General features: G+C 67.4%; 13 protein-coding genes and 1 riboswitch. Of the genes, 2 read left to right on the plus strand and 11 right to left on the minus strand.

Annotated elements, in window-relative coordinates; translation table 11 throughout:
- Window positions 1-7: 7 nt before the first annotated feature.
- The 9 genes from rplS to AC1DR1_RS03045 all read right to left on the minus strand — a co-directional run bounded on the left by rplS (window position 8) and on the right by AC1DR1_RS03045 (window position 6,732).
- Entirely contained in the window at window positions 8-367 is a 360-nt protein-coding gene (gene rplS, locus AC1DR1_RS03005; RefSeq protein WP_090578701.1) for a 50S ribosomal protein L19, read from the minus strand.
- Between the two features lie 235 nt (window positions 368-602).
- A complete protein-coding gene (gene trmD / locus AC1DR1_RS03010) occupies window positions 603-1,415 on the minus strand; it encodes a tRNA (guanosine(37)-N1)-methyltransferase TrmD (protein ID WP_229992660.1) in 813 nt (270 codons plus the stop codon).
- Complete coding sequence (rimM, locus tag AC1DR1_RS03015; RefSeq protein ID WP_229992661.1) at window positions 1,416-1,973, minus strand: ribosome maturation factor RimM; 558 nt, start codon at window positions 1,971-1,973, stop codon at window positions 1,416-1,418. It abuts the gene before it with no gap.
- Between the two features lie 122 nt (window positions 1,974-2,095).
- Window positions 2,096-2,338, minus strand: coding sequence for an RNA-binding protein (locus AC1DR1_RS03020; protein ID WP_079554798.1), 243 nt, complete (start codon window positions 2,336-2,338; stop codon window positions 2,096-2,098).
- A 1-nt stretch (window position 2,339) separates the two neighbouring features.
- Window positions 2,340-2,765, minus strand: coding sequence for a 30S ribosomal protein S16 (rpsP, locus tag AC1DR1_RS03025; RefSeq protein WP_026266438.1), 426 nt, complete (start codon window positions 2,763-2,765; stop codon window positions 2,340-2,342).
- Between the two features lie 218 nt (window positions 2,766-2,983).
- Complete coding sequence (locus tag AC1DR1_RS03030) at window positions 2,984-3,421, minus strand: hypothetical protein (protein ID WP_229992662.1); 438 nt, start codon at window positions 3,419-3,421, stop codon at window positions 2,984-2,986.
- A gap of 767 nt (window positions 3,422-4,188) precedes the next feature.
- Entirely contained in the window at window positions 4,189-5,064 is an 876-nt protein-coding gene (locus tag AC1DR1_RS03035) for a VOC family protein (RefSeq protein ID WP_229992663.1), read from the minus strand.
- A gap of 82 nt (window positions 5,065-5,146) precedes the next feature.
- Window positions 5,147-6,229 carry an amidohydrolase family protein gene (locus AC1DR1_RS03040; RefSeq protein WP_364747957.1) on the minus strand — a complete coding sequence of 361 codons (1,083 nt, stop codon included), beginning with the start codon at window positions 6,227-6,229 and terminating at the stop codon, window positions 5,147-5,149.
- Window positions 6,226-6,732 (minus strand): GNAT family N-acetyltransferase, encoded by a 507-nt coding sequence (locus tag AC1DR1_RS03045; RefSeq protein ID WP_229992665.1) that lies wholly within the window; start codon window positions 6,730-6,732, stop codon window positions 6,226-6,228. Before AC1DR1_RS03045 ends, AC1DR1_RS03040 begins: the two co-directional genes overlap by 4 nt.
- A 74-nt stretch (window positions 6,733-6,806) precedes the next feature.
- Window positions 6,807-6,915, plus strand: a riboswitch (TPP riboswitch).
- Here AC1DR1_RS03045 and thiC point away from each other — a divergent pair.
- Entirely contained in the window at window positions 6,911-8,746 is a 1,836-nt protein-coding gene (thiC, locus tag AC1DR1_RS03050; protein ID WP_290369323.1) for a phosphomethylpyrimidine synthase ThiC, read from the plus strand. It overlaps the preceding riboswitch by 5 nt.
- Here the strand turns inward: thiC and AC1DR1_RS03055 are convergent.
- On the minus strand, window positions 8,743-9,477 hold the full coding sequence (locus tag AC1DR1_RS03055; protein ID WP_229992666.1) for an alpha/beta fold hydrolase: 735 nt from the start codon (window positions 9,475-9,477) through the stop codon (window positions 8,743-8,745). The two genes, thiC and AC1DR1_RS03055, sit on opposite strands and share 4 nt — an antisense overlap.
- A 70-nt stretch (window positions 9,478-9,547) precedes the next feature.
- On the minus strand, window positions 9,548-11,131 hold the full coding sequence (gene ffh / locus AC1DR1_RS03060) for a signal recognition particle protein (protein WP_476992170.1): 1,584 nt from the start codon (window positions 11,129-11,131) through the stop codon (window positions 9,548-9,550).
- Window positions 11,132-11,283: 152 nt separating this feature from the next.
- Here ffh and AC1DR1_RS03065 point away from each other — a divergent pair, with 152 nt between their 5' ends.
- The gene (locus tag AC1DR1_RS03065; RefSeq protein ID WP_229992668.1) at window positions 11,284-12,672 is read left to right on the plus strand and encodes a glucose-6-phosphate dehydrogenase; all 1,389 of its coding nucleotides are present in this window, start codon (window positions 11,284-11,286) and stop codon (window positions 12,670-12,672) included.
- Window positions 12,673-12,758: the final 86 nt, after the last annotated feature.

Genomic DNA, 12,758 nt, shown 5'->3' on the forward strand with positions numbered 1-12,758 from the left:
AAAGGACTTACTTGGCGGGCTGGAAGTCGCGCTTTTCCTTGATCTTCGCGGCCTTACCACGCAGGTTACGCATGTAGTAAAGCTTGGCGCGGCGCACGTCACCCTTGGAGACGAGCTCGATCTTGTCGATGATCGGGGAGTGCACCGGGAAGGTACGCTCCACGCCGACACCGAAGGAGACCTTGCGGACGGTGAAGGTTTCGCGGACGCCATCGCCGTGGCGGCCCAGGACGAAGCCCTGGAATACCTGGACGCGGGAGTTCTTGCCTTCGATGATGTTCACGTGAACCTTGATGGTGTCACCCGCGCGGAACTCGGGAACATCGGTGCGCAGCGAGGCTGCATCTACGGAATCGAGGATATGCATTGATCCACTCCTGGTGAACGCCACAGGTCACTCACGTTGGGTTACGGCGGCCAAGCCCGGGGGCATGTGCCGCCCGGAAATTTCCGCCGAAAGTTTGTCAATCCGGCCCTGTCAGGAATAGACGGGACCGGGGTGCCGGGCTGTTGGCAGCGCTCCCCCTGTGGCAGGTTCGCAACCCAGCAGGCACAAGGACTAATTTTGCCACATTTTGTGCGGGTTAGCCCAATCCCGGCGGTTAGGCGTCGGGACGGCGCACCAGGTGGCCGTCGACGACGTCGTACCCCAGGTCAGCGAACGCCGTGCGGTCCGCGCGCGGCAGCCTGCCGGCGTCGAACTCCACCAGGAGGTCGGGGCGGCGTTCGGCGGTGCGCCGGTACTGCTCGTGCCGGCGCCACTGGGCGATCTTGCCGTGGTTGCCGCTCAGCAGCACCGCCGGGACGTCCCGGTCCCGCCAGCTGGAGGGCTTGGTGTAGACGGGGTACTCGAGCAGCCCGTCCGAGTGGGACTCCTCGACCAGGGACTCGGGGTTGCCGACGACGCCGGGCAGCAGCCGCCCGATGGCCTCAACCATGGCCAGCACGGCGACTTCGCCGCCGTTGAGGACGTAGTCCCCCAGGCTCATCGGGCGCACCGTGAAGTGGTCCGCGGCCCATTCCAGGACGCGTTCGTCGATGCCTTCATAGCGTCCGCAGGCGAACACCAGCTGCTCTTCCTCGGCCAGTTCGTGCGCGGTGGCCTGGGTGAAGCGCTCCCCCGCCGGCGACGGGACAATCAGGACCGGCTTGCCGGCAGAATCCGGCACGCCGGCGTCTTCGGACCGCCCGGCGGCCACGGCGGTGAGGGCCTGCGCCCACGGCTCGGGCTTCATGACCATGCCGGCGCCGCCGCCGTAGGGGGTGTCATCGACCGTCCGGTGCCGGTCGGTGGTGAACTCACGCAGGTCGTGGACCTTGAGGTCCAGCAGGCCGTCCTGGCGGGCCTTGCCGATCAGCGACAGTTCCAGCGGGGCCAGGTACTCCGGAAAGATGCTGACGACGTCGATTCTCATCTACGCGTTGCCCTGCTCATCGAGGTTGTGCTGGTCGGGGGCCTCGTCGGTGTTGACCTCGAACAGCCCGGGCGGCGGGGTGACGAGGACGTACTTTTCACCCACGTTGACCTCGGGCACAATCTGCTCGACGAACGGGATCAGGACTTCCTTGCCGTCGGTCGTGGTGACCACCAGCAGGTCCTGGACGGGCAGCGTGTGCAGTCCCGAGACCTTGCCGACCACGCTGGCGCCCACCCGGACGTCCAGGCCCACGAGCTCGTGCTCGTACCAGCCCTCGTCGTCGTCGGCGGCGCCGATTTCTTCGGTTTCGATGAACAGCTTCGCGCCGCGCAGGGTCTCGGCCTCGTTGCGGGTTTCGATCTCATCGAAGGCCAGCAACAGGATGTCCTTGTTCCAGCGCGCGCTGAACACCGTCAGCGGCCCGGCGGAGACGGGTTCCACGATGAACTGCGTGCCGGGAACAAAACGGTCGCCGGGCGCGTCGGTGAGCACCTGGACGGTCACTTCGCCGCGGATGCCGTGGGGCTTGCCGATTCGTGCCACCTGGAGCTGCATCTGTTCCTCTGTTCGGGGTTGGTGATTCTGTAAGTCTGTTGCGTAACGACGGGAAAACAGTCCGGCCCCTCCACCATTATCTGGTGAAGGGGCCGGACTCAAGACAAGTAGTGCTGAAAGCGTTACCGGCGGCGGTCGGTGTCGACGACGTCGACCCTGACCTGCTCGCCGTCCGCCAGCGCCGCAACCACAGTGCGCAATGCGCGTGCGGTCCGGCCCTGCCGGCCGATCACCCGTCCGAGGTCGTCCTGATGAACGCGCACCTCAAGGGTTTCCCCGCGGCGGTTGTTCTTCGCACTGACCTTGACGTCCTCGGGGCTGTCAACAATCCCGCGGACCAGGTGTTCGAGCGCTTCTGCCAGCAATTTACTCAGCCTCGGTGGTCTCTGCTTCGGCGGCGTCGGCGGGAGCCTCGGCAGCTTCATCCTTCTTGGCCTTCTTGGTGATGGCTTCCGGGATGATCACGGAACCCTTTTCCGGGGTAACGAAGGCAGCCTTGGGAGCCTTGGTCTTCAAGGTTCCCTCCTGGCCCGGGAGACCCTTGAACTTCTGCCAGTCACCGGTGATCTTCAGGATCGCGGCAACCTGCTCGGACGGCTGTGCGCCGACGCCGAGCCAGTACTGGGCACGGTCCGTGTCGACCTCGATGTACGAGGGCTCTTCGGTCGGGTGGTACTTGCCGATCTCTTCAATAGCACGGCCATCACGCTTGGAGCGTGAGTCCATGACGACGATGCGGTAGTACGGTGCGCGCATCTTACCGAAGCGCTTAAGGCGAATCTTTACGGCCACTTTTGTGGTCACTCCTGTTTCTGAAACGGGGTCGAGCCCGGCGTTCTGCACCCGTGGGGCGGGCCGTACTTGGGGGTTCTAAAGGACAAGATCCAGACGCGGAGAGAGGGGCCACGCAGATCGAGTACCTGTTCATTGTGCCAGAACACCGGCAGGATTTCGACTTGACGCGGGTCCGGCGCGCCAGCACGCCCCCTGGTCGCGGCGATCCAGGCCGGTCAGGACGTCCAGACGTAGAGGCCGGACCTGGTGGCGGGGTCGACTCCAGCGGCGAGCTCGGCGATCCGGCGGACATAGCCCCGCGCCTCGTCCGGGCCGAAGGGCATGTCCTCCTCGGCGGCCCAGTTGGCCGCGACGTCCTCGAGGACGTCGCCCTCCCCTTCGGTTTCATAGCTGAGCAGTTCCGCCAGCGTGCGGACCATCGCGGCGGGGACGCCGAGCAGCGAGTCGCTGGCCACGTCAACCATGGCCAGCTCGTAATCCGCGCCCGGGGCGTGCACGGCCACTCCGGCGAGGTCTCCCAGCCGCTCCACCTCAAAGTCACTAATCTCCGGGATGCGGACTGCCCCCGGCGCGGCCGGCCCGCCGCCTTCGAGTGCGCCGGCGCGCTTGAGGGCTTCTTCGTGGGTGGACACAAAGAGTTCGGTGAATCCCATGCAGCTTGTCCTTAGGGTTCGGCGGTACGCGGACCGCTGTTTTCGGCGTCGCTTCAGCCTAGCGTGCCTTTAGCGCACGGCGACGCTGGTGGACATGCCCTCCGTAACCGTGCCGGATGTCGCCATACTTGGTCCCACCCGTGGGCATGCCCTCCCCGGAGCGTGAGCACTGGACATATGGCAGCTATGTCCGTTCCCGGCCGCGACCGATGGACATGTTCCGAAGTCCCGCCAACGAACTGTGGACATGCCCTCCCCCGACGGTGAGCAATGGACATATGGCAGCTATGTCCATTCCCGGCCGCGACCGGTGGACATACCCAGCGGTTCTGAGGGCGACGAGTGGACATGCCCTCCTCCGGCCCGGGAACCCTGCCCACCCGGCCCCGCCCGCGGACATGCCCAGGGGTCCTGAGGGCGACCAGTTGACATGCCCTCCCCTGACCGTGAGCACTGGACATATGGCAGCTATGTCCGTTCCCGGCTGCGACCGGTGGACATACCCAGCGGTCCTGAGGGCGACCAGTGGACATGTCCTCCTCCAGCCCGGGAAACCCAGCCCATCCGGCWGCGACCGATGGACATGTTCCGAAGTCCCGCCAACGAACAGTGGAAATGCCCTCCCCCGACGGTGAGCAATGGACATAAGGCAGCCATGTCCATTCCCGGCCGCGACCGATGGACATGTTCCGAAGTCCCGCCAACGAACGTTGGGCATGTCCAGTGGGGAGCTATGAACGCTGGACATGCCCAGCGAACAGCGTGCCTTAGCGCACGGCGACGCGGATCCGGTTGCGCCACGGGTCCTCGAAGCGCAGCTCGGCGCCGGTGTGGTGCGAATCGACGCCGGCGACCTTAAGCCGGTCGGCCAGGCCTGCGACGTCGTCACCGGACGGCACTTCGATGAGGACTTCACCCAGGCCCAACGTGTCGCGCCGGGGACCCGCGCCGCGGCTGTTCCAGACGTTCATGGCCATGTGGTGGTGGTAGCCGCCGGCAGAGACGAACAGTGCCTGGCCGTGCCAGCCCGCGGTCTTCTCGAATCCGAGGGTGCCGACGTAGAACTCTTGCGCGGAATGAACGTCGCCCACTTGCAGGTGGACGTGCCCGACGCCGGCGGCGGCCTCGCGCTGGCCGGTCACGGATTCTTCGGTCAGGAACTGCTGCAGGTAACGCTGCGGCGGCAGGGCCAGGCTGTCCATGACGACGTTCTTGCCCTCCCACGACCAGGCTTCCCGCGGCCGGTCCCAGTACAGCTCGATGCCGTTGCCCTCGGGGTCGTTGAAGTAGAACGCCTCGCTGACAAGGTGGTCCGCGCTGCCCGTGAAGGACTGGGGCTCATACTGGGCCGCGGTGGCCACGGTAGCCGCCAGGGAGTGCTGGTCCTCGAAGAGCAGGGCGGTGTGGAAGAGCCCGGCCTCGCCGCGGGAGGGAATGTTCAGGCCGGGGGCGGGCGCCAGGTGGACCAGCGGCTTGCGCTTGCGTCCGAGGTAGAGGCCGCCGTCCTGTTCGGCCACAATTTCCAGGCCGAGGGCCCGCTGGTAGTAATCGGTCATGAGCTTCATGTCGCCGACCTTGAGCATCACGGTGCCCATGCTGAGTTCGGCCGGAAGGAGATCCTGGGTGCTGGATTCTTGGGTCATCGAAACGCTCCGGTGTCTTGCGGCCACCGGGTATCGGCGACCTTTCGTATAGGGTAAAATTACTTGAAGCTTCAATTTATTCCTAACGGATGAAGTGCCCCCTCAGCACAATGTGCTGTAGGCCCGCGAGGGTGCCGAGGTGCTGCCGGGGGTCTTCGGCGCATACCAGGACGTCGGCGCTGGCCCCTTCGGCGATGCCGTCCGCGCCGAGCCACGTCCTCGCGGACCAGGCCGCCGCGTCGAGGGCGGCTGCTGCGGGCAGGCCGGCGGCGTGCAGGGCATGGATCTCGTCCACGATCCGGCCGTGCCTGATCACGCTGCCGGCGTCGGTGCCGGCATAGATGGCCACCCCGGCCTCGTAGGCTTCGAGGACCCGTTCAGCCCGCCGTTCCCACAGCGAGCGCATGTGGGCGGCGTAGCGGGGGAACTTGGCCTCCGCCCGCGTGGCGATGTCCGGGAACGTGGCGATGTTGATCAGAGTGGGCACGATCGGGACGCCTTGGTCGAGGAAGCGCGGCAAGTGCCGGGGCAGCAGCCCGGTGCCGTGCTCGATGCAGTCGATCCCGGCGTCGAGCATGTCATCCAGGGTGTCTTCGGCGAAGCAGTGCGCGGTGACCCGGGCCCCTTCATCGTGGGCGGCCTGGACGGCGTCCTTGACCGTCCGGGCGGGAAAGCTGGCCGCCAGGTCGCCGGCGTCGCGGTCGATCCAGTCCCCCACGAGCTTGACCCAGCCGTCGCCCGCGCGGGCCTGCTTCCGCACCGCCTCTACGAGATCCTCCGGCTGGACCTCGATGGCCAGGCCCGGCAGGTAGCGCCGGGTCCTGCCGAGGTGCCGGCCGGAGCGGATGATCCGGGGAAGGTCCGCCCGCTGCTGGAGCCAGCGGGTGTCGTGGACCGCGCCGGCATCTCGGACCAGCAGCGTCCCGGCGTCCCGGTCCGCCAGGGCCTGGGATTCGGCGGTGTCCTCGGAAACGTCCCCGCCCGGGCCCAGGCCGATGTGGCAGTGTGCGTCCACGAACCCGGGAATGACCCAGCCGTCCAGCACGGTCTCCGGCGCGGCTGCCGGGCGGCGGAAGGTCAGCAGTCCGTCCACCGACCAAAGTCCGCGGCGTTCCTGGTCCGCGGCCGTGAGGATGGGGCCGCTGAATTCGATGATGCCGGTCATGGCCTAAGCCTAATCCGCATGACAACCCGCCGGCCCAGATCATCCAGCCCCAGCTGCGCTTCGTGCACCCGCAGGGCAGCCAACGCCTGGCCCGGCTGGGCGAATTCCTCGAAACCGCAGCTCGCGTAAAACGGCCCATTGAACGGAATGTCCGCGAAGGTGCTAAGCGTCATCGATAAACAGCCACGACTCCGGGCCGCATCGATGGCCGCCTCCACCACGGACCGGCCGATCCCCCGCCCGCCGAAGTCCGGCTGCACGGAGAGTTGCTCCAGGTGGGCCTGGCCGCCGAGTTCGTCAACGCGGGCAAATCCTACGGGCGGGTTTCCGGCGACAAGTATGAAGCGCGGCTCGACCGGCGTCGTCAACGCCGGAGCCGGGAGCGCCTGGTCCCCCGGCTCCGCTTCGAGGATGCGGTCTGCTGCGGCCTCGAGAACCGGCAGCGCCGGAAGGTCTTCCGGCGTCGCCGTCCTGATCCGGGCCGCGGCCCCGGGCACAGTCACAATGCCAAGCTAACACCGCGGTCCGCCGGCCGCGTCATACTCCACAGCCGTCGACAGGCACGTGGTAGCTTCGTCTACGACCACACGGGTGCCCCCTGCAGGGGCTGAGATCGGGCTGACGCAGCCTGCGACCGTTGAACCTGTCCGGGTAATGCCGGCGAAGGAAGTGAGTATTTTCGTGAATACCCAATTGACCCAGCACAGCCCTGCCCAAATCGAGCCCGTCCAAATTGAGTCAGCCCAAAATGAGCCTGCAGCCGCCACGCAGTCGCTGAAGTCCCACTCGCTGGCCTTCACCACGGACCCGGACCATGGCATCCGCGTCCCGGTGACCGAGATTGCCCTGGAACCCTCACCGGGCGGCGTCGGGAACGCACCCTTCCGGGTCTACCGCACCGCCGGCCCCGGCAGCGATCCGGTCCGCGGGCTGGAGCCCTTCCGGGCATCCTGGATTGAGGCCAGGGCGGACACCGAAACCTACGCCGGCCGGGAACGGGAGCTGCTCGACGACGGCAAGTCGGCGGTGCGCCGGGGTGCGGCGTCGGCCGAGTGGCGGGGCGGCCGGCCGGTGCCGCGGCGCGCCGTTGAGGGCAAGACCGTCACGCAGATGCGCTACGCCCGGGACGGTGTCATCACACAGGAAATGCGGTTCGTCGCGCTGCGGGAGAACTGCGATGTGGAGCTGGTCCGCAGCGAGGTGGCCGCGGGGCGGGCGATCATTCCCAACAACGTCAACCACCCCGAATCCGAGCCGATGATCATCGGCAAGGCGTTCCTGGTGAAAATCAACGCCAATATCGGCAACTCCGCCGTGACCAGTTCCATCGCCGAGGAGGTGGACAAACTCCAGTGGGCCACCCAGTGGGGCGCGGACACGGTCATGGACCTCTCCACCGGGGACGACATCCACACGACACGCGAATGGATCATCCGCAACTCCCCCGTCCCCATCGGCACGGTCCCGATCTACCAGGCGCTGGAGAAGGTCAACGGTGAGGCGAATGCCCTGACCTGGGAGATCTTCCGGGACACCGTGATCGAGCAGTGCGAGCAGGGCGTGGACTACATGACCATCCACGCCGGGGTGCTGCTGCGCTACGTGCCCCTGACAGCCAACCGGGTCACCGGCATCGTCTCCCGCGGCGGCTCCATCATGGCCGGCTGGTGCCTGGCGCACCACCAGGAGAACTTCCTCTACACCCACTTCGACGAGCTGTGCGAGATCTTCGCGAAGTACGACGTCGCGTTCTCCCTGGGTGACGGGCTGCGGCCCGGCGCGACGGCGGATGCCAACGACGCGGCGCAGTTCGCCGAGCTGGACACGCTGGCCGAGCTCACGCAGCGGGCCTGGGAGTTCGATGTGCAGGTCATGGTGGAGGGCCCGGGACATGTGCCCTTCCACCTCGTCCGGGAAAACGTGGAGCGCCAGCAGGAACTCTGCAAGGGCGCCCCGTTCTATACGCTCGGGCCGCTGGTCACCGATATCGCACCGGGGTATGACCACATCACCTCGGCGATCGGCGCCACGGAGATTGCCCGCTTCGGCACCGCCATGCTCTGCTACGTGACACCCAAGGAACACCTCGGGCTGCCGAACAAGGACGACGTGAAGACGGGCGTGATCACCTACAAGATCGCGGCCCACGCCGCCGACCTCGCCAAGGGCCACCCCGGCGCCCACGAACGCGACGATGCCCTGTCCAAGGCGCGGTTTGAGTTCCGCTGGCGGGACCAGTTCGCGCTGTCCCTGGACCCGGTGACGGCGGAGGCCTTCCACGATGAGACGCTTCCCGCGGAGCCGGCCAAGACAGCCCACTTCTGCTCGATGTGCGGTCCCAAGTTCTGCTCGATGCGGATCAGCCAGGACATCCGGGACGAATACGGTTCAGCTGATTCGCAGGCGGCCCTGGCGCAGATGGCGGCCGGAATGCAGGCGAAGAGCAATGAGTTCCTCGCCTCGGGCGGCAAGGTCTACCTGCCGGAACCGGCCGTAGGCGAACCTGCAGCCTCCTAGGACGCCCGGGCGTGCTGGTGCCGGCTAACCTCGGCGATGTACGAGCGGATGGCCCGGTCCCCCTCGGCTGAATCCTGGGGCCGGTGCCCTCCCGGCGCCGTGCGGTGCAGGGCGCCGGTCTCGCGCAGGTAGCCGGCGATTTCCTCATACAGCGGTTCCCAGCCTCCGGTCAGGACCAGCGTCGGCACGCCCGGCACGATCTGCAGCGGGGCTTCCCACGGCGGCGCCTGCAGGCGGAGCCGGCGCGCCGCCCGGAGGGCCTCCGGCGTCGTGGCCCCCGGGGCGTCGGCCGCAAACGCGCGGCGGATGAACTCCCGCTGGAAGTCGTCGTCGCTGAGGTTGTGCCGGACGTCGAAGAGCGGCTGCATGAGCGCCCGGTGCGCAGCGGTGGCGGGAAGCTCCGCGGTCAGGGACAGGCAGGCCGGTTCCACCAGGGTGAGCGACTGGACGAGGTCGGGCCGCTCGACGGCAGCCATCATCGCGGCGATCGCGCCCTGCGAATGGGCCACCACATGGCCGCCGGCCTCGCCGCGGCCGTCGTCTGCCAGCGACGCGAGCACAATTGCGGCGTCGGCGGCGAAGTTGGATTCGAGGGGTTCCGCGACGGCGTCAAACCCGTGCCGCCGCAGGAACAGGGCGTCGTAGTCCAGCGCCATTCCGTGCTGCTTTGGCCACGCGGCGGCACCGAAGCTGCCATCCCCGTGGACGAAGACTACGCGCTGCTTGAACATTGTCTAACCCTATGGCACTTCAGTGCTGATGCCGCCGGCGACACAGTCCCGGCGGCATTAGCAGCTGCGGCTACTTGCTGCCGCCGAGGAACTTGTCGAAGCCCTTGGGCAAATTCAGCTGGGACGGATCGAAGTCGCCGCCCTGCTGGCCGAACGATGCCCCGGTGGGCAGGGCCTTGGAGCCGGCGGCACGCCGGACCTCGGCGTCGCGCAGTTCCTGCGCTGCCTTGGCCGGGTTGCCGGAGCGGGCCTTCTTCTTGGGCGCGGGCTTGGCTCCCTTGCGCGCCCCGCCGCCCATGCCGGGCATCCCCGGCATTCCGGGCATCCCGCCGCCGGCGGCCATCTTCTTCATCATCTTCTGGGCCTGGGCAAAGCGCTCCAGCAGTCCGTTGACCTCGGAGACGTGCACGCCGGAACCGCGGGCAATGCGGGCCCGGCGGGAGCCGTTGATGATCTTCGGAGCAACGCGCTCGTGCGGGGTCATGGACCGGACAATGGCCTCAACACGGTCGATCTCGCGCTCGTCGAACTGCTCCAGCTGCTGGCGGATGTTCTGCGCGCCCGGCATCATCATGAGCATTTTCTTCATGGAGCCCATGTTGCGGATCTGCTGCATCTGGGCGAGGAAGTCATCCAGGGTGAAGTCTTCCTGGTCGGCGAACTTCTTCGCCATCCGGGCGGCTTCATCCTTGTCCCAGGACTTCTCGGCCTGCTCGATCAGGGTGAGGACGTCACCCATGTCGAGAATGCGCGAGGCCATGCGGTCCGGGTGGAAGAGCTCGAAGTCGTCCACGCCTTCGCCGGTGGACGCGAACATGACCGGCTTGCCGGTGACCGATGCGACGGAGAGCGCGGCACCGCCGCGGGCGTCGCCGTCGAGCTTGGAGAGCACGATGCCGGTGAAGTTGACGCCCTCGTCGAAGGCCACGGCCGTGTTGACGGCGTCCTGGCCGATCATGGAGTCGATCACGAACAGGACTTCGTTCGGGACGATCGCGCGGCGGATCTGGCGCGCCTGCTCCATCATGTCGGCGTCGACGCCGAGACGGCCGGCGGTGTCCACGATCACGACGTCGTGGAGGGTGCGCTTGGCTTCCTCGACGCCGTCACGGGCGACGGCGACCGGGTCGCCGGCAGGGTGGTCCAGCTCGGTGGACGTGGCGCCTGGGTGCGGGGCGAAAACGGGCACGCCGGCGCGCTGGCCGACCACCTGCAGCTGGGTGACGGCGTTGGGGCGCTGGAGGTCGCAGGCCACCAGCATGGGGCTGTGGCCCTGGGACTTGAGCCACTTGGCGAGCTTGCCGGCCAGGGTGGTCTTGCCGGCGCCCTGCAGGCCGGCCAGCATGATGATGGTGGGTCCGGTCTTGGCGAGGCGGATCCGGCGGGTCTCGCCGCCGAGGATCTCCACGAGCTCCTCGTTGACGATCTTGACGATCTGCTGGCTCGGGTTCAGCGCCCCGGAAACCTCGGCGCCGAGGGCACGCTCGCGCACGCGGCCGGTGAACTCCCGGACCACGGGCACGGCGACATCGGCGTCCAGGAGGGCACGCCGGATCTCGCGGACTGTGGCGTCAACGTCCGCCTCGGTCAGGCGGCCTTTGCCACGCAGATTCTTGAAGGTTGCTGTCAACCGGTCAGAGAGTGAATTGAACACGCGCCGTGCACTTCTTTCAGTGGATCTACAGGTGGCGGCCGGTGCGGCACGCCAGCGTCGCGACTGGTGTTCGCCTGGACGAACCGCCTCGACAACAGGACTCGACTATCTAGGGTACCAAGATGCGCCTTCAAGATGGCATGCTGGCTTAGGTGACCAGCCAAACAACTGTAAAAACCCTGCTCATCCTGGGCGCCTCAGGCGATCTGACGGGCAGGCTCCTGTTGCCAGGGCTGGCCCGCCTGGTGGCCCGGGGCCGCGCCGACGGCCTCACCCTGGCCGGAGCGGGATCGGACCCCTGGACGCCGGAGCAGTGGCTGGGCCGGATCGAGGAGTCCTTTGCGGACGAGAACTCCCGGGCCGATGCCCACGGCAAGCGGGAGCTCAAGCGGATCCGCCAGGAGAGCAGCTACCACCAAATCGATGTCACGGCCAAAGGCCAGCTCGCCGGGCTGCTGGCGCAGATGGAGGGCCCCGTGGCCATCTACTTCGCCCTGCCGCCGCGTGTCAGCCAGCGCGCGTGCGAGGCGCTGGCTCCCGAGGACGTGCCCGCCGGCACCCGGCTGGTCATGGAGAAGCCGTTCGGCTCGGATGAGCAGTCCGCGCAGCATCTGAACAAGACACTGGCCGCGCTGGTCCCGGAGGACCACATCCATCGGGTGGACCACTTCCTCGGCAAGGCAACCGTCCTGAACATCCTTGGCCTGCGCTTCGCGAACACGTTCCTGGAGCCGGTGTGGAACCGGCAGCACGTCGAAAAGATCGAGATCATTTTCGACGAGGACCTCGCTCTCGAAGGACGCGCCCGCTACTACGACGGCGCCGGCGCCCTCCGCGACATGATCCAGAGCCATCTGCTTCAGATCATGGCCCTCATGGCAATCGAGCCGCCCGCGTCCGTGGACGAACGCGACCTCCGCGATGCCGTGGCCACCGTGCTGCGGGCCAGCAGAATCAAGGCCCCGTACCGCCAAAACACCCGCCGGGCACGGTACACCGCCGGTTCGATCAACAGCCGGAAAATCCCGGACTATGCCCGGGAGGAGGGCGTGGACGCGTCCAGGGGCACCGAGACCCTCGCCGAGGTGCAGGTGGAGATCGACAACTGGCGCTGGCAGGGCGTGCCGTTCATCCTGCGCTCGGGCAAGGCGCTGGGCAAAAAACGCAAGGAGGCCGTGGTGACCTTCCGGCCGGTGCCGCACCTGCCGAAGGGGTTCACCGGCGTGGACGCCCCCAACCAGCTGCGGATCGGTTTTGGCCCGGACACCCTGCAGTTCGACGTCGACGTGAACGGCCCGGGCGATGTGCTGAGCCTGGACCGGGCCACGTTGCAGGCGGAGCTGAGCTCTTCCGAGCTCCTCCCCTACGGTGAAGTGCTGGAGGGCGTCCTGACCGGCGATCCGCTGCTCTCGGTGCGGGCGGACACCGCCGAGGACTGCTGGCGCATCCTGGCGCCCGTGCTGAAGTCCTGGACCGCCGGACATGTCCCGCTGGAGGAATATCAGGCCGGAACCCCTGGACCGGAGGGCTGGCCGGCGTAGCACTGGCGCAGCGCCGGCGAGGCAACAGGGACGACAAAAGCGGGCCGGATGCCTCTCAGGCATCCGGCCCGCTGTGTCAGTGCCGC

Source organism: Arthrobacter sp. P4_F10 (assembly GCF_056401435.1).